18 protein-coding genes are annotated in these 22,309 nt (G+C 42.0%); 14 read left to right on the top strand and 4 right to left on the bottom strand.

Going from position 1 to position 22,309, the window contains the following annotated elements; genetic code table 11:
• The first annotated feature begins 58 nt into the window (after window positions 1-58).
• The 9 genes from hrcA to A5882_RS14400 all read left to right on the top strand — a co-directional run bounded on the left by hrcA (window position 59) and on the right by A5882_RS14400 (window position 9,815).
• A complete protein-coding gene (hrcA, locus tag A5882_RS14440) occupies window positions 59-1,102 on the top strand; it encodes a heat-inducible transcriptional repressor HrcA (protein WP_005225934.1) in 1,044 nt (347 codons plus the stop codon).
• A gap of 38 nt (window positions 1,103-1,140) precedes the next feature.
• Window positions 1,141-1,728 (top strand): nucleotide exchange factor GrpE, encoded by a 588-nt coding sequence (grpE, locus tag A5882_RS14435; protein WP_005235647.1) that lies wholly within the window; start codon window positions 1,141-1,143, stop codon window positions 1,726-1,728.
• A 52-nt stretch (window positions 1,729-1,780) separates the two neighbouring features.
• On the top strand, window positions 1,781-3,610 hold the full coding sequence (gene dnaK, locus A5882_RS14430) for a molecular chaperone DnaK (RefSeq protein ID WP_005235649.1): 1,830 nt from the start codon (window positions 1,781-1,783) through the stop codon (window positions 3,608-3,610).
• A gap of 126 nt (window positions 3,611-3,736) precedes the next feature.
• Window positions 3,737-4,906 carry a molecular chaperone DnaJ gene (dnaJ, locus tag A5882_RS14425; RefSeq protein ID WP_005235650.1) on the top strand — a complete coding sequence of 390 codons (1,170 nt, stop codon included), beginning with the start codon at window positions 3,737-3,739 and terminating at the stop codon, window positions 4,904-4,906.
• A 187-nt stretch (window positions 4,907-5,093) separates the two neighbouring features.
• Window positions 5,094-6,194 carry a glycerol dehydrogenase gene (locus A5882_RS14420; RefSeq protein ID WP_008382170.1) on the top strand — a complete coding sequence of 367 codons (1,101 nt, stop codon included), beginning with the start codon at window positions 5,094-5,096 and terminating at the stop codon, window positions 6,192-6,194.
• 405 nt (window positions 6,195-6,599) lie between these two features.
• Entirely contained in the window at window positions 6,600-7,565 is a 966-nt protein-coding gene (locus tag A5882_RS14415; RefSeq protein ID WP_005235659.1) for a PLP-dependent cysteine synthase family protein, read from the top strand.
• Window positions 7,555-8,700, top strand: a complete 1,146-nt coding sequence (locus tag A5882_RS14410; RefSeq protein ID WP_086299385.1) for a cystathionine gamma-synthase — start codon at window positions 7,555-7,557, stop codon at window positions 8,698-8,700. Before A5882_RS14415 ends, A5882_RS14410 begins: the two co-directional genes overlap by 11 nt.
• 2 nt (window positions 8,701-8,702) lie before the next feature.
• Window positions 8,703-9,347 carry a class I SAM-dependent methyltransferase gene (locus A5882_RS14405; RefSeq protein ID WP_005235661.1) on the top strand — a complete coding sequence of 215 codons (645 nt, stop codon included), beginning with the start codon at window positions 8,703-8,705 and terminating at the stop codon, window positions 9,345-9,347.
• Between the two features lie 12 nt (window positions 9,348-9,359).
• The gene (locus tag A5882_RS14400; RefSeq protein ID WP_008382180.1) at window positions 9,360-9,815 is read left to right on the top strand and encodes an S-ribosylhomocysteine lyase; all 456 of its coding nucleotides are present in this window, start codon (window positions 9,360-9,362) and stop codon (window positions 9,813-9,815) included.
• Between the two features lie 94 nt (window positions 9,816-9,909).
• On the opposite strand, the gene A5882_RS14395 is transcribed toward A5882_RS14400, so the two are convergent.
• Together A5882_RS14395 and A5882_RS14390 are read right to left on the bottom strand one after the other, a co-directional pair.
• Window positions 9,910-10,665 carry a Tat pathway signal sequence domain protein gene (locus tag A5882_RS14395; RefSeq protein WP_086299386.1) on the bottom strand — a complete coding sequence of 252 codons (756 nt, stop codon included), beginning with the start codon at window positions 10,663-10,665 and terminating at the stop codon, window positions 9,910-9,912.
• Window positions 10,666-10,770: 105 nt separating this feature from the next.
• Window positions 10,771-11,313, bottom strand: coding sequence for a hypothetical protein (locus tag A5882_RS14390; protein ID WP_086299387.1), 543 nt, complete (start codon window positions 11,311-11,313; stop codon window positions 10,771-10,773).
• A gap of 390 nt (window positions 11,314-11,703) precedes the next feature.
• Here A5882_RS14390 and A5882_RS14385 point away from each other — a divergent pair, with 390 nt between their 5' ends.
• On the top strand, window positions 11,704-11,943 hold the full coding sequence (locus A5882_RS14385) for a hypothetical protein (RefSeq protein ID WP_008382185.1): 240 nt from the start codon (window positions 11,704-11,706) through the stop codon (window positions 11,941-11,943).
• 52 nt (window positions 11,944-11,995) lie between these two features.
• Here the strand turns inward: A5882_RS14385 and A5882_RS14380 are convergent, their stop codons facing one another.
• Window positions 11,996-12,733 (bottom strand): amino acid ABC transporter ATP-binding protein, encoded by a 738-nt coding sequence (locus A5882_RS14380; protein WP_005235668.1) that lies wholly within the window; start codon window positions 12,731-12,733, stop codon window positions 11,996-11,998.
• Window position 12,734: 1 nt separating this feature from the next.
• Window positions 12,735-14,888, bottom strand: a complete 2,154-nt coding sequence (locus A5882_RS14375; RefSeq protein WP_008382186.1) for an amino acid ABC transporter substrate-binding protein/permease — start codon at window positions 14,886-14,888, stop codon at window positions 12,735-12,737.
• 270 nt (window positions 14,889-15,158) lie between these two features.
• Between A5882_RS14375 and uvrB the strand changes: the two genes are divergently transcribed.
• The 4 genes from uvrB to A5882_RS14355 all read left to right on the top strand — a co-directional run bounded on the left by uvrB (window position 15,159) and on the right by A5882_RS14355 (window position 22,256).
• Window positions 15,159-17,150 carry an excinuclease ABC subunit UvrB gene (gene uvrB, locus A5882_RS14370; RefSeq protein ID WP_008382187.1) on the top strand — a complete coding sequence of 664 codons (1,992 nt, stop codon included), beginning with the start codon at window positions 15,159-15,161 and terminating at the stop codon, window positions 17,148-17,150.
• A 13-nt stretch (window positions 17,151-17,163) separates the two neighbouring features.
• Window positions 17,164-19,980, top strand: a complete 2,817-nt coding sequence (uvrA, locus tag A5882_RS14365; protein ID WP_086299388.1) for an excinuclease ABC subunit UvrA — start codon at window positions 17,164-17,166, stop codon at window positions 19,978-19,980.
• Between the two features lie 308 nt (window positions 19,981-20,288).
• Window positions 20,289-21,542, top strand: coding sequence for a carboxylate--amine ligase (locus A5882_RS14360; protein ID WP_086373009.1), 1,254 nt, complete (start codon window positions 20,289-20,291; stop codon window positions 21,540-21,542).
• Between the two features lie 3 nt (window positions 21,543-21,545).
• The gene (locus A5882_RS14355; protein WP_005235674.1) at window positions 21,546-22,256 is read left to right on the top strand and encodes an amino acid racemase; all 711 of its coding nucleotides are present in this window, start codon (window positions 21,546-21,548) and stop codon (window positions 22,254-22,256) included.
• Window positions 22,257-22,309: the final 53 nt, after the last annotated feature.

Below are 22,309 nucleotides of genomic sequence, written 5' to 3'. Positions count from 1 at the left end.
ATATTTATAATCGTGTTAGCACTTAATAGGAATGAGTGCTAACGGAGGAGTGGATAAAATGTTGACACCTAGACAACAAATGATTTTACACCTCATCATCCAAAATTATACGAATACTGGTCAGCCCACGGGCTCGAAGCGATTGATGGAAGATGGGGTTGAAGCTAGCTCTGCCACCATTCGTAATGAGATGAAGGCGCTGGAAGAAGCTGGACTTCTGTTAAAGACACATTCATCTTCAGGGCGTGTGCCGTCAATAAAAGGGTATCGCTATTACGTTGATCACTTATTGAAGCCATCGGAAGTTGACCAAAACGAAATTCAAACCATTCGTCATTCTTTTGGAAAAGATTTTCATGAAATCAATGAAATCATCCAGCAGTCTGCCACGATCTTGTCCAACTTGACTAGCTATACAGCGTTGTCTCTCGGGCCAGATATGAAGGAAAGGAAATTGACCGGTTTTCGAATCGTCCCATTGAATGCACGACAGATCATCGCGATCATCGTGACGGATAAAGGGAATGTCGAAAATCAAGTCTTTACTCTTCCTGAATCGATGAGCAGCGAAGATTTGGAAAAAATGGTAAGGATCATCAACGACAAATTGATCGGTGAGCCTCTAATGACGGTCTACCATCGTTTAAGAACAGAGATTCCTATGATTCTGCATAAGTATTTTCAAACGACTGACGGAATCGTTGATCTCTTTGATACAATGCTGAGCCACATTTTTGAAGAAAAAATCTTCGTCGGCGGGCGAATGAATCTTCTGGATTTTGAACCGACGCAAGATGTTAGTCAGTTCAAATCGATGTATTCATTTATGAAAAATGCAGATCAGCTGACACAGCTGCTGGCGCCAAGAGATTCTGCGATTCAAATCAGAATCGGCTCTGAGCTTGGCAATGACTTGTTACAAAATATGAGTCTGATCCAAGCTAGCTATGAAATCGAAGGTCATGGACAAGGAACGATCGCTTTATTAGGTCCATCAAGTATGCCGTATTCACGGATGTTTGGTTTGATGGAAGTTTTTCGAGGCGAGTTAGCAAAAAAATTGGCCGATTATTATCGCGCATTAGACGCTGCCAATGAATAAGCGGCAATGAAACAAATCGTAGAAGGGATGGTTGAAACGTGACGGAAAAAGAAGAGCGTTTAGATGAAGAATTAGATAAAACTGCTGAAGAAACCGCAGAAACAACTGAATCTTCAAATGAATCAACTGAAACTGAAGCACAGACTCCTCAACCAGAGGAAGAAACAGTGGAAAAAAGCGAATTGGAACTTTTGCAAGAAAAGAATAATGAATTGGAAGATCAATTCCTGCGTGCTCGTGCAGAGATCGCAAATATCACTTCACGTAACCGCAACGAGCGGGAACTTTTACAAAAATACCGCTCGCAAGATCTTGGCAAAAAACTGTTGCCAGCAATCGACAATTTGGAACGAGCGATGGCAGCAGATGTCGATCAAGACCAAGCGGCGAATTTGAAAAAAGGCGTTGAAATGGTTCTTGAAAGTCTGCGTCAAGCCTTAAAAGAAGAGGGAATCGAAGAGATTCCTGCTGAAGGTGCAATGTTCGATCCGAACTTGCATCAAGCGGTGCAGACTGTACCTGCCTCTGATGAAACACCGGCAGACACAATCGTTACTGTCCTGCAAAAAGGGTATAAATTGCATGATCGTGTCTTGCGTGCAAGCATGGTCATCGTTGCACAATAGTTCTTTCTATCTATAAGTAGATGTTTAAATTAAAAAAGGGAGTGTATTACTTATGAGTAAAATTATCGGTATCGACTTAGGAACAACAAACTCAGCTGTTGCTGTCCTTGAAGGCGGCGAAGCAAAAATCATTACGAATCCAGAAGGAAACCGTACCACACCTTCTGTTGTCTCATTCAAAAATGGTGAGATCCAAGTAGGGGAAGTTGCAAAACGCCAAGCAGTGACAAATCCTAATACGATTTCTTCTATTAAACGCCATATGGGTGAAGCTGGATACAAAGTAGAAGTTGAAGGCAAATCGTATACACCACAAGAAGTTTCCGCAATGGTTCTTCAATACATCAAAGGATTTGCTGAAGACTATTTAGGGGAAAAAGTTGAAAAAGCAGTCATCACTGTTCCTGCATACTTCAACGATGCACAACGTCAAGCAACCAAAGATGCTGGTAAAATTGCCGGTCTTGAAGTAGAACGGATCGTCAATGAACCAACTGCCGCAGCTTTAGCTTATGGGTTAGATAAAACAGATAAAGATGAAAAAATCTTGGTCTTTGACTTAGGTGGCGGTACTTTCGACGTATCGATCCTTGAATTAGGTGATGGCGTCTTTGACGTATTATCAACTGCTGGGGACAACAACCTAGGTGGGGATGACTTTGATAACAAAATCATCGATCACATGGTAGCAGAATTCAAAAAAGAAAACGGCATTGATCTTGGAAAAGACAAAATGGCTTTGCAACGTTTGAAAGATGCTGCTGAAAAAGCGAAAAAAGACTTGTCAGGTGTAACAAGTACACAAATCAGCTTACCGTTTATCACAGCTGGCGATGCTGGTCCATTGCACTTGGAAATGACCTTGACTCGTGCGAAATTTGATGAATTAACAGCAGACTTAGTAGAACGTACAAAAATTCCAGTACGTCAAGCTTTGAAAGATGCTGGTCTATCACAATCAGAAATCGACGAAGTGATCTTAGTTGGTGGTTCAACTCGTATTCCGGCAGTAGTTGATGCTGTACGTAAAGAAACCAATAAAGAACCAAACAAATCAGTAAACCCAGATGAAGTGGTAGCGATGGGGGCTGCGATCCAAGGTGGCGTGATCACTGGGGATGTGAAAGATGTTGTCTTACTAGACGTTACACCATTATCATTAGGTATCGAAACGATGGGTGCTGTCTTCACAAAACTGATCGATCGTAACACAACGATCCCTACAAGTAAATCACAAGTCTTCTCAACTGCAGCAGACAATCAACCAGCCGTTGATATTCATGTCTTGCAAGGGGAACGTCCAATGGCTGCTGATAACAAAACATTAGGAAGATTCCAATTGACGGATATTCCACCAGCACCTCGTGGCATCCCTCAAATCGAAGTAACATTTGATATCGATAAAAATGGGATCGTTAATGTTTCTGCAAAAGATTTAGGTACACAAAAAGAACAAAAAATCACGATCAAATCATCTTCAGGTTTATCAGATGAAGAAATCGAACGCATGGTAAAAGATGCTGAAGCAAATGCTGAAGCCGACAAACAGCGCAAAGAAGAAGTTGATCTACGCAATGACGTCGATGCATTGTTGTTCACTGTTGATAAAACATTGAAAGAGCTTGAAGGCAAAGTGGATGCAGACGAAGTCAAAAAAGCGGAAGAAGCTCGTGATGAGTTGAAAGCTGCGGTTGAAGCAAACAACTTAGAAGAAATGAAAACGAAACGTGATGCTTTGAATGAAATCGTACAAAACTTAACCGTTAAATTATACGAACAAGCAGCACAACAACAAGCACAAGAAAATCCAGAAGCTGCACAAGGCGGCGCAGACGATGTGGTTGACGCCGACTTTGAAGAAGTAGACGGTGACGATAAATAATCGCTGTTTGTGAAAAAGCCAAAGTCACCGCTTTGGCTTTTTCTTATGAATTTGCGAAACGTATTTTTCTAGAGCGAATTATATGCTAAAATACGAGAGACGCAAGAATAGAGTGGAGGGAAGCCAATGGCAGACAAAAGAGATTATTATGAGGTCTTAGGTCTACAAAAAGGGGCTTCGGATGACGAAATCAAAAAAGCTTATCGTAAGCTTTCAAAACAATATCATCCAGACATCAATAAAGAACCTGATGCAGAAGCAAAGTTTAAAGAGATTTCTGAGGCCTATGAAATATTAAGTGATTCCCAAAAAAGAGCTGCTTATGACCAGTATGGTCATGCTGGTACCGATCCGAACTACGGAGGCGGTTATGGCGGTGGATTCGGCGGCTTTAACAGTGGCGGATTCTCCGGTGGCGGTTTTGGTGGATTTGAAGACATTTTCGAATCGTTTTTTGGTGGCGGAGGCGGCAGAGCAGCCAATCCTAATGCACCTCGACAAGGAGCAGACTTGCAATATGCGGTTGATCTTTCCTTTGAAGAAGCGATTTTCGGAGTGGAAAAAACTGTTCAATACAATCGTGAAGAAACCTGTCATACCTGCGGCGGGAACGGGGCAAAACCAGGTACTTCACCAGAAACCTGTCATAAATGTCATGGTGCAGGTACTATCAATGTTGAACGTCAAACACCGCTTGGTCGTGTAATGAGCCGTCAAACCTGTGATGTTTGTCATGGAACTGGGAAAGAAATCAAAGAACCATGTACAACCTGTCATGGTACTGGCCATGAAAAGAAAAAACATAATGTAAAAGTCAACGTGCCTGCAGGTGTCGAAGATGGACAACAAATGCGTTTATCTGGCCAAGGGGAAGCTGGAACCAATGGTGGTCCTTATGGGGACCTATACGTTGTTTTCCGTGTGGAAGAAAGTGATATTTTTGATCGTGACGGTTCAGAGATTTATTACGAGTTGCCGTTGAACTTTGTCCAAGCAGCTTTAGGAGATGAGGTCAATGTGCCAACCGTTCACGGGAATGTGAAGTTAAAAATCCCAGCTGGGACCCAAACAGGTACGAACTTCCGCTTACGCGGTAAAGGAGCACCTCGCTTACGGGGAGGCGGCAATGGCGATCAACAAGTCAAAGTGAAGCTGATCACACCTAAGAACTTAAATGAGGAACAAAAAGAAGCATTGCGGGCTTATGCAAAAGCTAGTGGTCATGAAACCACCGAACAACAACCAGAAGGGTTTTTTGATAAAATGAAAGATGCTTTTGGTGGGAAAAAGAAATAACAAGTAAATAATCCAATTCATGCCCTTATAAAACCATCAGTTTTATAAGGGCATGAGTGTTTGTATGGCTATAAATGTGCAGTATGGGCGAGAATCGAATCTTCTTGGCCATCTTTTTTTCTTTTCCTTTGAAATCGCTTGCTTAGTGTGTCACAATAAAAGTAGACCAATTGAAGGAGGAGATACAATGGAAAGAATATTTGCGAGTCCGTCACGATACGTTCAAGGAAAAGGAGTATTGAAGGATGGTTTATCTCACATTAAAGATCTAGGAAAGAAAGTGCTGCTTTTGACCGATGAAACAGTTTGGAAAATTGCCGGGGAAGATTTATTTGAAAATCTCAAAGCGGCTGATTTAGGTCCGGTAAAAGAAATTTTTGGTGGAGAAGCTTCTGCAAATGAAATCGATCGTATCGTCTCTAAAGCCAAAAGCGAATCCATTGAAGTAATTGCTGCATTAGGTGGCGGGAAAGCCATCGATACTGGGAAAGCTGTTGCGGATGAATTAAACATACCGATTGCTGTTTTGCCAACGATCGCTTCTACTGATGCACCAACTTCGGCACTTTCTGTTATTTATACAGATGAAGGTCGCTTTGAAAAATATCGTTTTTACAACAAAAACCCTGAACTTGTCTTAGTGGATACAGCCGTTATTGCGAAAGCGCCTGCCAAATTACTTGCAGCGGGTATTGCGGATGCACTAGCAACCTATGTCGAAGCACGCGCCGTTGCCCGAAGCCATAGTAAGAATATGGTGGGTGGTATTCAACCAATTGCCGGCATGGCAATCGCTGAAAAATGCGAAGAGATTCTTTTTGAGAATGCACTGAAAGCCTATCAAGCAAATAAAAAACAAGTCGTTACCGAAGCTTTTGAACAAATCGTTGAAGCCAACACTCTGTTAAGTGGTTTAGGCTTTGAAAGTGCTGGTTTGGCAGCAGCTCATGCGATCCATAATGGCTTGACAGCCCTTGAAGGAGACGTCCATGATTTGACTCATGGGGAGAAAGTTGCTTACGGGACACTTACACAATTGATGCTGGAAAACGCGGATCCTGATGAAATTGACCAATATATTGAGTTGTATCAGGCGTTGGAATTACCAACGACATTAGCTGAAATGCATCTTTCTGATGTTAGCGATGCAGAGCTTATGAAAGTCGGTAAACAAGCAACCATCGAAGGGGAGACGATTCACAATATGCCGTTCACGGTATCCGCAGAAGATGTTGTAGCCGCGATCAAAGCCGTGGATGCCTATGTGACTGCTTATTATCCTCTTTAATGTTATTTTATAAACGTTCATTGATCGATACTTGTTGATTAAAAAAATATTTGACAAAAAAAAAGAGTCGTGCTATTTTGATAACAAGCAAATTAAAGGAGGGAACAAGACATGACGAACTTCAACACACAAACTACCTGTTGTTGTTGTATGGTGCAAAAAGCAGCATACCCATTTGTCATGCCTATTATTAGTTCCTTTGTCGCAGCAGATCGCTGATTTTTTTAGTGATTCGCTTCTATCCGGATAAGACGACATTTTTTTGGGGTACTGATGTAATAGTCAGTACCCCTTTTTGTTTGCTTTTTTTTACCGCTTTCAATGGCGACGGCTGATGATTGCAAGCCAAAATATGTATATGAAGCTTACAAGTTTTGCCTAAAAATCTGAATAAGGAGTCAAACGATGATCGTTAAAAATGTAAAAGAATTGATAGGGCATACCCCGCTCTTTGAATTTGATGCCGCAGCTTTAGGCGGAAAAAAGGGAAGTAAAATCTATGCGAAACTTGAATATTTAAATCCTGGTGGCAGCATTAAGGACCGCTTAGGAAAGTACTTGATCGATGAGGCATTTCGTGAGCGTACAATCAATCATGAGACAACAGTAATTGAACCGACAGCCGGAAATACCGGGATTGGCTTAGCTATTGCCGGGATCGAGCATGGACTAAAAATGATTTTTGTTATTCCAGAGAAATTCAGCATTGAAAAGCAGCAATTGATTGAGGCATTAGGCGCAACTATCGTTCATACACCAACGGAAGCTGGCATTCAAGGGGCAATCGAAAAAGCAAAGGAATTAGCAAAAGGACAGCCGAATAGTTTTATGCCATTGCAGTTTCATAATCAGAACAATCCTGCAGCCTATCAAGCAACATTGGGGCCTGAGATCTATCAGGAATTACATGGAAAAATTGACAGCTTTGTTGCAGGCGCTGGCAGTGGTGGTACTTTTGCGGGTGTCGCGACGTACTTAAAGAAGCAAAAATCAAGCACTCGTCTTGCTGTTGTTGAACCGGAAGGATCAATCTTGAACGGCGGTCCTGCCCATGGCCACGAGATTGAAGGGATCGGTGTTGAGTTCATTCCACAATTTTTTGACGATTTGCTTATTGATAACATTTATACGATAAGTGATGCCGAAGGCTTTGCCTTTACTCGTTACTTGGCAAGAAACTATGGTCTGCTTGTTGGAAGTTCAAGTGGAGCCGTGATGGCAGCAGCAGTAAAAGAAAGCCTCGAATTACCAACCGGAAGCTCGATCGCCACAGTCTTTCCCGATGGTGGCGACCGCTATCTATCAAAAAAGATTTATGCTGGCCAATCAGCAATCACACCATTCATAGGAGGAACAAACAATGCATTTTAATACAAAAGTAATTCACGGCGGTATCAGCGAAGACGAACTCACCGGTGCAGTCAGTGTGCCAATCTACCAAACATCTACCTATCGGCAAAATGCTCTTGGTCAGCCAAAGCAATATGAATACAGTCGTTCAGGCAACCCAACTCGTTTTGCCTTAGAAGAATTGATTGCAGATCTTGAAGAAGGCGCTCAAGGGTTTGCTTTTGCCTCTGGATTAGCAGCCACCCATGCGATCTTCACGCTTTTTCAGACAGGAGATCATGTCATTTTAGGAGATGACGTTTATGGTGGGACATTTCGTTTGCTTCATCAAGTATTAGAAAAAAGCGGGTTGACTTATTCACTTGTCAAAACCGATGATTTAGTTGCTATTGAAACAGCAATTCTTCCGGAGACCAAAGCGATTTTTCTGGAAACACCGACGAATCCGCTGTTAAAAATCACGGATATCAAATCGGTTGCGAGACTAGCTGCCCAGCACGATCTCTTGACGATCGTGGATAATACCTTTGCGACGCCATATTTTCAAAAGCCGCTACAATTAGGCGCAGATATTGTGATTCACAGTGCTACCAAGTATCTCGGTGGACACAGTGATGTAGTAGCTGGATTAGCGGTTGCCAAAGAGCCGCTAATCGCCGAAAGAATTGCCTTTTTACAAAACGCTATTGGCGGTGTATTGGGGCCTCATGATAGCTGGTTGATCCAACGAAGCATCAAAACACTTGCTTTGCGGATGAAAGCACATCAAAACAATGCGATGAAAATTGCCCACTACTTACAAGCACATCAAGCTGTTGCAAAGGTCTATTATCCAGGATTGATTGACCATGAAGGTCATGAGATCGCCAAATCACAGATGTCTGGGTATAGCGGTATGATATCTTTTGAACTAAACGATGAATCGAAAACAGCAGAATTTGTTGAATCATTAAAGATTTTTACTTTAGCAGAAAGCTTAGGTGGCGTGGAAAGCTTGGTAGAAGTGCCAGCCGTGATGACCCATGCCTCGATCCCTAAAGAAATCCGCCAGCAATCAGGGATCAAAGATGGCCTGATTCGGTTGTCGGTTGGCATCGAAGACAGTGAGGATCTTCTGGCGGATTTAGAACAAGCGTTTGAAAAGGCAGGTAGCTAGTGATGGGCAGAGAGTTTATTCCAATTTTTTCTGACTGGGCAGCTGAGTACGATGAAACAGTTGCAGGTAAGGATGAAGAATATCGAGCGGTTTTTTTCAAATATGAACAGTTACTAGCTGAAATTGCTGAAAAGGCAGGGCGGTCTGTGGTAGAATTTGGTAGTGGAACTGGAAATCTAACACAAGCTCTACTTACTCAAGGAAAAAACGTGCTGGCAATCGAGCCATCGCCAGAGATGCGGCGGATCGCCAAGTCAAAACCCAGTCTTTCTAAAGTGACTTTTGTAGATGGTGATATGGAGGTTTTTCCTGAAATCACGGATGTAATCGATACGATCGTTTCTACCTATGTTTTTCATCATCTTACGGAGGACGAAAAACAACGGGCAATCGGCAAATATGCGGCGATGCTGCCAAAAGGCGGGAAAGTGCTTTTTGGGGATACGATGTTTCTTTCCCTAGCCCGAAAAATGGAGCTAATCGATGAAGCGCGGCAAGCTGGACACCAGCGACTAGCCGCTGATCTGCAACGGGAGTACTATCCAGTTACTGCGGATATCGAACGATATTTTCGCCAACATGGGTTTACCAGTCGTTTTAAGCAAATCAATGAGTATGTTTGGCTTGTGGAAGCACAAAAAGAGTAGGAGAGAAGTACAATGAAAATGAATGTTGAAAGCTTTAATTTGGATCATACGAAAGTCAAAGCACCTTATGTACGGGTTGCCGATAAAAAACAAGGAACAAATGATACCATCATCAAATATGATGTTCGTTTGAAGCAGCCGAACCAAGCACATATGGATATGGCAAGTCTGCATTCTTTAGAACATTTGACGGCAGAGTTGATTCGTAATCATGCAGATTATATCGTGGATTGGTCACCCATGGGATGCCAAACCGGCTTCTATCTGACTGTCTTGAATCATGACGATTATGAAGAGATTTTGACAGTCCTAGAAAAAACCATGAAGGATGTTTTGCAAGCAACTGAAGTACCTGCCAGCAATGAAGTGCAATGCGGTTGGGCGGCGAACCATACCTTAGAAGGTGCGCAAAAATTAGCGCAAGAATTTCTTGATGAACGTGACAATTGGTCGACCGTTTTTGCCTAAACAAAATAGAAGTAGAAAAAAGGTGCCTGCGTTTGTATTCGCGGACGCTTTTTTTGTTAATCCCGCAAAGAGAGGGGGATTAACTATTTTTCGTTTATGGTTCTACCGCTTGGACGGTGATGCCGACTCCATTCGGATTGTAGGTATGACTAATGTAAAACTCAAATCCTTCATGAACAAAGAAAAGTCTCCGAATGGCGCTAACGTCCCTGATGTGAGCATCTAAACCATACTGTACGATCAATGTCTCTTTGATCTCCTCAACATCAGCCTCTTTCTCGAATTGTGAGAAATCAATACCGAAAAATTCTGGGACATCAACCAATGTGATTTTCGCTAATCTTTCATTACCAGAATCATCAAAGTCAAAATCAAATCTGATTTTGGACAGTTTGTCCCGTGAACCTAAAGGCACTCTTTTTGTCTCGAGAGCGCTGCTATCAACCATCATTGATAACAAATCAATGGCTGAATCAGGTAAGCGAGTGGTTACTTTTCTTACTTCATCAACCATTGCTCCTTGATCGGGAGAAAAAACTTTTCTAGTCTCTTCTGTGACGATCACATTTTCGCGGCGCCGCTTTCGGTTGATGGCACTGCGCTCTTGGTTTACCCGATCACTACGTTTGATGAGATCGAGGCCAAGATCGCTGATGGACTCAGGGGAAGGTCTTTCTTCCAGTAAAGCAGTTAAGTAATCGATCTCTAAAAACTGCTCGTAGGCAGCTGCCGGCTGGTTTTCGCTGTAGAAGAGGGCAGCGCCAAGCAAAAAACAACTGATACCCAAAGAAAGCAAAAGGCTTCTTCTGCTATGCTCCCGGATTTTTTTTCTAAGTCGACTCAGTTTCATTTGATCCTTCAACTCCCAAGTTTTTTAGATGACTTCTGATAAAAGTGGTGATTGAATTTCATCCTGCGTTTTACCAATATCAGTCACGTGAGATCGCTTAATGGATTACTCAATTTCTGATTCAGAAAACTGATCATGCCAGGCCACATCAGAAACGGTTCGGTTAATAAGAGTGACAATGATTGCTTCACCATCGGAATTGATCCAGGCATTGGATTCCACACCTACGACTGCTAGTCGCCAAGAAGGAAGGCCACCCATGGTTTCAAGAACTTGATCGCAAGACATTCCTATTTGCAGTTGATGGAGCAAGTCTTTGTTGACTGTTCGATTCCACCGTCGCGGCAGCCCGATCTGCAATTGTTCACAATACGAAAATTGAGGGGCAGCTGTTTCGGTACTGCTCTGAGCTTGTACAACGTCATCAGAAGAAGGAGTTGTTTCTGATGCGGGTTCTGATGCATGGTTCTCAGTTCTGGAAGAAGAAGCTCTGGTTTCTGAATAAGCTGACAAAGTTTGAGAAGACGACGTTGCTTCTGGTGAAAAACTGCTTTTGGTGTTGTCATCCATGATTTCGTCAATCAAGGTACAGCCAGTGAGAAAGAGGGAGAGTATCATTAGTGGGAAAAATAAAATGATGGTTTTCATAAGATAGGTTCCTCCAAAATGATTTTCTTGGCCTTCCTTTGTTATTTTAATGTTGGTTTTTTATTAGGAAAACCCCGTCATTTGCTATAAAATAAAAAAGAAAAATGTTTGTATACCTATTTTGGTTTGGAGGGAGTGTTGTTTAATAAGTGTAACATGTTGCTTCTGATCTGGCTACTTGATTTCAAATGTCCTTTCATGGTTTTAGTAAAATTAGTATCTGCAGCTTACGATGGTGAAAAGGAAATGTTATAATAGATTTAACTACTCAATAAAAACTTGCTATTTTAAAGGTGAACCCTGTATACTCTTACCAGATCAACAGGAACCAGCATACCGGTTGCTAAGAATTTATGTAAGGATTCATAACAAGGAGAGGAGGGAATGAAGATGAGCATCTTAAAGCAGTGGCAAGCAAAACATCAAGCGAAAAAAGAAGCGAAAAAACAAGCGTTACGTTTAAAAAATGCGCAACTTCGTGCAGCAGGGAAAGAGCCATTGAAGGGTTGGGGAAAGATGGTTGATACTGGCGTCGGAGGGGCGAACAAAGCCAACCCTATCGATACAAAAGTATTTTTAGGTGAAAATCAAAAGCGGATTTCAGAAGAAACCAAACGAAAAAATCAATAAAAAAAAAGACCTCTGCAACAGTCCGAGAAAAGAGCTGTTGCAGAGGATTTTTTTAGATATTCAATACTTTGTCTAAGAAATCTTTCGTACGATCGTGCTTAGGGTTGGAAAAGATTTGCTCAGGTGTACCGTCTTCCAAGAAATTACCGCCATCAATAAACATCACACGGTTTGCTACTTCTTTGGCAAAGCCCATCTCATGAGTAACGATTACCATGGTCATTCCTTGTTTTGCCAAATCCTTCATAACATTGAGTACATCTCCAACCATTTCTGGATCGAGGGCGGAGGTTGGTTCATCGAACAACATCACATCGGGATTCATTGCTAAGGCTCTAGCGATTGCCACCCGTTGTTTTTGTCCTCCAGACAGATTGTCCGGGTACATGTCTTTTTTATCTGCCAAACCCACCGTCTCTAATAAACGAATCGCGTTTTGTTCCGCTTCTTGCCGAGAAGCATTTTTTAGATCCATTGGAGCTAAAATAATATTTTCTAAAACCGACAAGTGAGGGAAGAGATTGAAATGCTGAAACACCATGCCGATATGTTGACGAACAGCATTGATATTGGTGTTTTTATCCATCAGATGTGCGCCGTCAACGATAATATCGCCGCTGGTTGGTTCTTCTAAGCGGTTCAAACAGCGTAAGAACGTCGATTTCCCAGATCCTGAAGGGCCGATCACACAAACGACTTCTCCTTCAGCGATTGAAACATTGATATTGTTCAATACGGTATTGTCGCCGTATTTTTTTACAAGATTTTCAACTAAGATTTTTTCTTTCATGCTATTTCACCTTCTTTTCTAAAACTTTTGCAAGTTTCGTTAAAGCTGTGATCACGACTAAGTAAATAATCGCGATGATCAAGTAGACATAGGTACTTTGTGTGGTTCGTGCAACGATGATTTTCCCAGTTTGCAATAATTCTACGACTCCAATAACCGAGATGATCGTTGTATCTTTCAACGAGATAACGAATTGGTTAACGAAAGATGGAATCATGATTTTGATCGCTTGCGGTAAAATGATTTTCTGCATTGTCCGAGTGTAGGTCATCCCCAAACTACGAGAGGCTTCCATCTGACCTTTTGGCACCGCGTTGATCCCACCACGGACGATCTCAGCGATATAGGCACTGGCATTTAAGGTCAATGTAATGACCCCAGCAGCAAAGTCCGGAATCGTGATACCAATCGCATCGGAGAGGCCGAAGAAGATGAAGAAAGCCAATACCATCATAGGAATACCACGAATGATGTCAACATAGATCCCTGCAAAAACCCGCAATGCTTTGATTGGAGCAACACTAAATAGTCCAAAAATGATTCCGATCACTAATGCTAAGGCAAAAGAAATCAATGCTAGTAAAAGGGTATTCCATAATCCTTTTAACAAGACGTTATAGTTGTTGCTGATCAAACCAGTGATCGTTGATTCATCCACTCGTTTTTCTGTGGCAGAGCCATCTTCAATGTATTTATTGATGATTTGATCGTACTCCCCAGTCCGTTTCATTTCTTTCAATGCTTCATTGAACATTTGGATCAGTTCAGGATTTTGGCCTTTTTTCACCGCAAAACCGTACTGACCACCAGATTCTTTTTCAATCGGTGTCACTAGTTTTTGTCCTTGGCTGATGGCATAACCAATCACTGGATAATCATCCATCATGGCATCAATTTGTCCGCCGTTAACAGCCGCATATAATTGATCGGCAGCATCATAATATTTGATCGAATAGCCATATTTCTCTTCGTTGGCGATCAAGAAGTCTGCACTTTCTGTCCCAACTTTTGCACCGACGGTTTTTCCATCTAAATCTTCATAGGATTTGATGGAATCATTGCCTTCTTTTACAGCAATCTGAATACCACTTTCAAAGTAAGAATCAGAAAAGTCATAGGATTGACGACGCTCATCAGTGATTGTCATCCCAGCGATCATCCCATCTGCTTGGTTACCATCCAACGCTTGCAAAGCTCCGGAAAAACCGATGAAATTGAATTCGATGTTGAACCCTTGCAATTCTGCCGCCCGGTTCATTAAATCAACATCGATCCCTACGTACTCATTGTCTTCATTTTGGAATTCAAATGGAGCGAAGGCTGAGTCACTGGCAATTCGGTAAACATCTTTCTTTGGTTCGACTTTCACCATTTCACTAGTGCCTGCATCTGTATCAGACGTTGTGATGTAAGTATTGACGATTTCGTCGTATTTGCCGGAAGCTTTCATATTGGCTAAACCAGCGTTGAATTTTTCAAGGAGTTCTTGATTTTGGCCTTTTCTGACGGCAAATCCGTAAGAAGCGCCTTTTTCAGGTTCGCCGACAAGCTTCATTGGTTCGCCATTGTTGATAGCATAGCCAAGCACTGGATAATCATCAAAAGCGGCTGCCACAGTACCATTGCGTACAGCGCCATATAGTCCAGTAGCGTCATCATATAATTTGATGTCGTAGCCATATTGGTCTTTATTGCTTTCTAGAAAGCGGGCACTTTCGGTACCAACCTTTGCACCGACCGTTTCGCCTTCAAGATCCTCGTAGCTAGTAATACTGTCATTGTCAGCAGCTACTGCCATTTGAATCCCACTATCGAAATAAGGATCAGAGAAATCAAAGGTTTCTTTACGTTCATCTGTGATACTCATCCCAGCGATCATGCCATCTAACTGATTTGATTGCACGCCTTGAATGGAGGCGTCAAAACCTAAAGGACGTAAATCAACTGCAAAACCTTGATCTTCTGCGATCGCATTTAATAAATCTATATCGATCCCAACGTATTCATTATTTTCATTTTGGAATTCGAAAGGAGCAAATGTTAAATCTGTTCCTATCTTATACGTAGTTTCCTCCGCACTTGCTGACTTTACTGAGAGCGTAAAAATGCTGATAATCAGCGCGATTAAAGCGAAGGACATGTGTTTTCTTTTCAAGAAAATTCCCCCTTTAGATATAACGTATTTATAGATTATATGGATTTTTTCTTCAACACACAAGTCTTTCTCTTTAAAAATATGACAAAATCGTTTAAACCTCACATTAGATGTTAGAAAATCAAACATGTTAAGTTATGCTTAATCGCATGAAACTTTCATAGCAAATGATGGCGAAAGTATGTTCGCTATGATATACTTATTTATGGAAAAGCGGCAGCGAGTTTTTCTTTTTTTGTTGTCGTTTAGAATAATCGAGGGGGAATGAAGATGATCGAAAGAACAACTTCCCATGAATTTGACTTAGTATCAAAATATCAACCAGCTGGGGATCAACCAGAAGCGATCCATCAATTGGTTGACGGGGTGGTCGGTGGAAAAAAAGCACAGATTTTGTTGGGAGCCACTGGGACCGGTAAGACTTATACGATTTCTAATCTAATCAAGGAAGTCAATAAACCGACATTGATCATTGCCCATAATAAAACATTGGCTGGACAATTATATGGCGAGTTTAAGGATTTCTTTCCAAATAATGCAGTCGAGTATTTTGTCAGTTACTATGATTACTATCAACCAGAAGCGTATGTTCCTTCCAGTGATACATACATCGAAAAAGACTCCAGTGTCAACGATGAAATCGATAAGCTCCGTCACTCGGCGACAAGTTCTTTATTAGAGAGAAACGATGTGATTGTTGTAGCTTCTGTCTCTTGTATTTTCGGTTTAGGTTCGCCGATCGAGTATGCAAGACAAGTTGTTTCTTTACGAGTAGGGATGGAAAAGTCTCGGGATCAACTATTAAAAGAATTGATCGAGATCCAATTTGAACGAAACGACATCGATTTTCAACGGGGGCGTTTTCGCGTGCGCGGCGATGTTGTGGAGATTTTCCCAGCTTCTCGTGATGAGCGAGCGTTGCGCATTGAGTTTTTTGGCGATGAAATCGATCGGATTCGTGAAGTTGATGCCTTGACGGGCGAGATCATGAGTGACACCGAACATGTGTCGATCTTTCCGGCAACCCACTTTGTGACCAATGAAGACCATATGGAACATGCGATCGCTTCAATCCAAAGTGAACTCGATGAACGACTGAAAGTTTTGCGAGCAGAAAATAAGCTGCTGGAAGCACAGCGTTTAGAGCAGCGAACCAACTATGATATTGAGATGATGCGAGAAATGGGGTATACCTCAGGAATCGAAAACTACTCTCGCCACATGGATGGACGAAAAGAAGGCGAACCGCCTTATACGTTATTGGATTTCTTCCCAGATGATTTTCTATTAGTAATCGACGAATCACACGTAACGATGCCCCAAGTTCGTGGGATGTATAATGGTGACCGTGCTAGAAAACAAATGTTAGTGGATTATGGCTTCCGTTTGCCTTCTGCACTGGACAACCGTCCGTTACGCTTGGAAGAATTTGAGAAACATGTCAATCAAATCGTCTATGTGTCAGCAACACCTGGCCCCTATGAATACGATCAAACCGATACCGTCGTTCAACAAATCATTCGACCAACTGGTCTGTTAGATCCGGTGATCGAAGTACGACCGATCATGGGTCAAATTGACGACCTCGTGGGAGAAATCAATGAGCGCGTCGAGCGAAATGAACGGGTCTTTGTGACGACCTTGACGAAAAAAATGTCTGAAGATTTGACGGATTACTTCAAAGAATTAGGGATCAAAGTCAAATACTTGCACAGTGACATCAAAACATTGGAACGAACAGAGATCATTCGAGACCTGCGCCTCGGTGAATTTGATGTACTGGTCGGAATCAACTTACTGCGAGAAGGGTTAGACGTGCCGGAAGTTTCTCTGGTTGCGATTCTTGATGCCGATAAGGAAGGCTTCCTGCGCAGCGAACGCTCATTAGTCCAAACCATTGGACGGGCAGCTCGAAACTCTGAAGGAAAAGTAATCATGTACGCTGATAAAATGACTGATTCGATGCAGCGAGCGATCGATGAAACGGCGCGACGCCGAAGTATCCAAGAAGCCTACAACGAAGAACATGGGATCGTACCGAAAACCATTATTAAAGAAATTCGCGATCTGATCGCGATCACAAAAGTGGCAGAAGAGACCGGTGAATACACCACGACTTCTTATGAAGAACTGAGTCGTGAGGAAAAAGCAACCTTGTTGTTGAAGCTAGAAAAAGAGATGAAAGATGCTGCGAAAGCATTGGATTTTGAAACGGCTGCTACCTTAAGAGATACTATTCTTGAGCTAAAAGCTGCTGATTAGAAGGAGAAACACTATGGCAAATGATAAAATCGTGATCCATGGGGCACGGGCCCATAATTTAAAAAATATCGATGTGACGATTCCCAGAGACCAACTCGTTGTTGTTACTGGTCTTTCGGGTTCAGGGAAAAGTTCCTTAGCTTTTGATACGTTGTATGCCGAAGGACAACGCCGATATGTAGAAAGTCTATCGGCGTATGCCCGTCAGTTTTTAGGTCAAATGGATAAACCAGACGTAGATAGCATTGATGGACTTAGTCCAGCGATTTCTATCGATCAAAAAACCACCAGCAAGAACCCGCGATCAACAGTAGGGACGGTTACTGAAATCAATGATTATCTGCGGCTTCTTTACGCTAGAATCGGTCACCCGATTTGTCCAAATGATCACATCGAGATCACTAGTCAGTCGGTTGAGCAGATGGTGGATGAAGTTTTGGCATTACCAGAACGCACCAAGATCCAATTGTTGGCACCGATCGTTTACCAAAAGAAAGGGCAGCACAAAAAAGTCTTCGAACGTATCCAAAGAGAAGGCTATGTAAGGATGCGCGTAGACGGTGAAGTCTATGATGTTTCTGAAGCGCCTGAATTAGAAAAAAATAAAAAGCACGATATTGCCATCATCATCGACCGGATTGTTGTGAAGGAAGGCATACGTTCACGCCTGTTTGATTCTTTTGAAGCGGCATTACGGTTAGCGGACGGCTATGCGGTAGTCGATGTGATCGGCCAAAAAGAAATGCTCTTCAGTGAACATTATTCTTGTCCTTATTGCGGTTTTACGGTTGGAGAATTAGAACCACGCCTCTTTTCATTCAACGCGCCTTTTGGTGCTTGTCCAGACTGTGATGGTCTTGGCGTGAAGCTAGAAGTCGATGTCGACTTAGTGATTCCCGATCAAAGCAAAACGTTGCGTGAAGGCGCACTATTGCCATGGAATCCAATCAGTTCACAATATTATCCGCAAATGCTGGAACAAGCCTGTCAAGAATTCAATATCGATATGGACACACCATTTGAAGAATTGCCAGAAGAACACAGAGATATTATCTTGAATGGTTCGAATGGGGAGATGTTCCATTTCCATTATGAGAATGATTTTGGTGGGGTGCGTGATGTTGAGGTCGCTTTTGAAGGGATCTTACCAAATATCAAACGCCGTTATCATGAAACCAACTCTGATTTTACCCGTGATCAAATGCGTTTGTACATGACAGAGTTGACTTGTAAAACCTGTCATGGCTATCGCTTGAACCCTCAAGCGCTGTGCGTGCAAGTCAATGGGAAGCATATTGGTGAAATGAGTGAGATGGCGATCAACAATGCCTTGAACTTTGTCGAAGAATTGAAACTAACGGAACAAGAGCAAATGATTGCACGTCCGATCGTGAAAGAAGTCGATGATCGTTTAAGCTTCTTAAAAAATGTCGGATTGGACTATTTGACCTTGAGTCGTGCGTCAGGCACACTCTCTGGTGGGGAAGCGCAACGAATTCGCTTGGCAACACAAATCGGCTCCAATCTGTCTGGGGTGCTTTACATTCTTGATGAGCCATCGATCGGTCTTCACCAACGAGACAATGATCGCTTGCTAGATTCATTGCGGAAAATGCGTGATCTCGGGAATACCCTGATTGTCGTTGAGCATGACGAAGACACGATGCGGGCAGCAGACTACTTGATCGATGTCGGTCCGGGTGCAGGACATGCAGGTGGCGAGATCGTCGCTGCAGGCACTCCCGATGAAGTCGCTGCCAATGAGTCTTCTTTAACAGGTCAATACTTATCTGGAAAACGAGAAATCCCAACACCGACGGAACGCCGCAAAGGCAATGGTGAAAAGATTCGTGTGACCGGTGCCTCCGAGAATAACTTGAAAAACATTTCGGTCGATTTTCCATTAGGAAAGTTCGTCGCAGTTACAGGGGTCTCTGGCTCTGGTAAATCAACATTAGTCAATGAAATTTTGAAAAAAGCCTTGGCGCAAAAAATCAATCGGAATTCGAACAAACCTGGCCGCTTTAAAACCATTACTGGTTATGAAGCTATTGAGAAATTGATCGATATCGATCAGAGCCCGATTGGTCGGACACCTCGAAGCAATCCGGCAACATATACCAGTGTCTTTGATGACATTCGTGATTTATTTGCTAAAACCAATGAGGCGAAAGTCCGTGGTTATAAAAAAGGACGCTTTAGTTTTAATGTAAAAGGTGGACGCTGTGAAGCATGTAAAGGGGACGGAATCATCAAGATCGAGATGCACTTCTTACCTGATGTCTACGTACCTTGTGAGGTTTGTCATGGCAAACGTTATAACTCAGAAACGTTAGAAGTTCATTACAAAGGAAAAAACATTTCGGAAATCTTAGATATGACCGTGGAAGATGCAGTGGAATTTTTCCAACATATTCCCAAAATCCATCGAAAATTGCAAACGATCGTCGATGTCGGTTTAGGTTATGTCACTATGGGACAACCAGCGACTACTTTGTCTGGTGGGGAAGCGCAACGGATGAAGCTTGCCAGTGAACTGCACAAAAATTCCAATGGCAAGAGTTTTTATATCTTAGATGAACCGACGACTGGTCTGCATACGGATGATATTGCCCGTTTGTTGAAAGTTTTGGAACGATTTGTCGACGCTGGCAACACCGTTTTAGTGATCGAACACAACTTGGATGTCATCAAATCAGCGGACCATGTGATTGACCTAGGTCCAGAAGGTGGCGAAGGCGGTGGCACGATCATTGCAACTGGTACACCAGAAGAAATTGCTGCGGTTTCAGACAGCTACACCGGTCATTATTTGAAAAAAGTCCTTTAAGCAGATGAAAAAGCACTCACTTTTTCACTTGTCTGTCAATAGGTTTCGCTAAAGTTTAAGGAAGCGTGAAATATCTGCAAATTTCATGATAAGGGCTTGAAATCAAAATTTTATTTGTTAGAATAGCAATAGGTATACGTATATTCGCATTGAATAAACTGCCTATAAGTTCTATCCGTTCAAAGTGGGAGAAAGCAATCAAAGATAGATACTTTGATTGCTTTTTTCTTTGTGGTATTATAATGCTATTGTAATTAAACGAAACGAGAGAGGTCGTTTTTCGTATTCAAAAGAGAGAGTGATTTTTGATGAGTCAGGAAAATTTTCTTCCCATATTATTAGGAAGCGATATGAATGTTTATGGTATGGCCAGAGCGTTCCACGAAGCATATGGTATTCAATCAGTTGCCTATGCAGGCGCCGAACTTGCGCCAACCCGCTTTAGTAAAATTGTAAAAATCAATCAAGTGGAAGGTTTTGACCATGATCCCGGATTCACTGAAACGTTGATCAAGTTAGGAAAAAATACTTACAACGATCCTGCGATGAAATATTTGTTGATTCCTTGCGGCGATGGTTATGCGGAACTGTTAGCGAAGCATAAAGAAGAATTGAAGCCCTATTATACCTTTATCGCTAACGATTATTCTTTACTAAAACGGTTGATCAACAAAGTAAGCTTTTACGAAGTCTGCGAGGAATATGGCTTGCCTTATCCTAAGACCTTCATTTTAACGCCTGAACTGTTGACGGAAGGAACGTTCAAAGGAGAGCTGCCTTTTGATTTTCCTGTGGCTTTGAAACCGGCAAATAGTGTAGCATGGCTGTCAGTTGATTTTGAAGGACGCAAAAAAGCCTTTATTATTGATAATCGAATAGAATTTGAAGAAATCGTTTCTCGCATTTATCAAGCGGGTTATCAATATGAAATGATCGTCCAAGATTTTATTCCCGGTGATGACAGCAACATGCGGGTTTTAAATGCCTATGTTGATGAGAATCACGAAGTTCGCGTGATGGGCTTAGGTCATCCTTTACTAGAAGACCCAACCCCTGGAGCTGTTGGGAATTACGTAGTGATCATTCCAGACGAAAATGATCAAATTTATCAAATGATCCGTAAGTTTTTAAAAGAGATCGAGTATGTTGGATTTGCCAATTTTGACTTGAAATATGATGCGCGAGACGGGCAATATAAACTATTTGAAATCAACTTGCGTCAAGGAAGAAGCAGTTTCTTTATTACCTTAAGCGGATTGAATTTGGCAAAGTTTATCACTGAAGATTTAGTCTTCGAAAAACCTTATACAGAAACGGTTTATGGCAAAGCTGACGCGCCAGAAGCGAAATTATGGCTAGGGGTACCAAAAAACATCTTCTTGACTTATGCAAAAGAAAATCCTGCGAAAGAACGAGCAAAAAAATTATTAGCAGAAAATCGCTGGGGAACGACCGTCTTTTATAAAGAAGACTTATCTCTGAAGCGTTGGATTCTGTTAAAGAGAATGTTCCATCTATACAACAAACGATTCAAAACGTATTTCCATACGAAAGAAGGCTAGAAGATGGAGAATTTTTTTAGTATTTTAGGCGGCATGGGAACGTTAGCGACGGAAAGTTTCGTCCGCATTTTAAACCGACGGACACAGACCCATAAAGACCAAGATTACTTGAACTATGTTTTATTCAATCATGCGACAGTACCGGATCGGACGGCATATATTTTAGACAATACGTTAGAAAACCCTGTTCCTTATTTAATGGACGACATCGAAAAACAAAATTTATTAAAGCCAAATTTTATTGTGTTGACTTGTAACACAGCGCATTATTTTTTTGATGAGTTGCAAGCGGCTACTGAGATTGAGATTTTGCATATGCCTCGTGAGGCAGCGAAAGTCGTTTTTGAAAAAGGCGTCACTGGAAAAGTGGCCTTTCTTGGGACAGAAGGCAGTGTCAAAGCCGGCATCTATGAGAAAGAATTGCGCCAGTTGGGACTTGATGTCTATCTCCCAGAGCCAGCGATCCAAAAAAAGGTCAATACATTGATCTATGATCGAATCAAAGAAAATGATCATCTGGATCAAGAACTTTACTTTGAGATACTGGAAGAAGTCACCGAACGCATCGGCTGTGAAAGCGTAGTACTTGGATGTACCGAGTTATCCTTGATGGATGAATTTGTGACTGACAATCCTTATCCAGTCGTGGATGCCCAATCCATTTTAGTTGATCGGACGATTGAAAAAGCATTGGCAAATCGCCAAGCAATCTAAAGCTGATAGCGACGTTAGCGGCATTTTTTGAGCTAACGTCTTTTTTTATGCCG

The sequence above is a fragment of the Enterococcus sp. 4E1_DIV0656 genome (genome assembly GCF_002140695.1).
Classification (GTDB): Bacteria; Bacillota; Bacilli; order Lactobacillales; family Enterococcaceae; genus Enterococcus_D; species Enterococcus_D entomosocium.
Note: the sequence above shows the minus strand (reverse complement) of the source record. Positions and strands in the feature narration are given on the sequence as shown.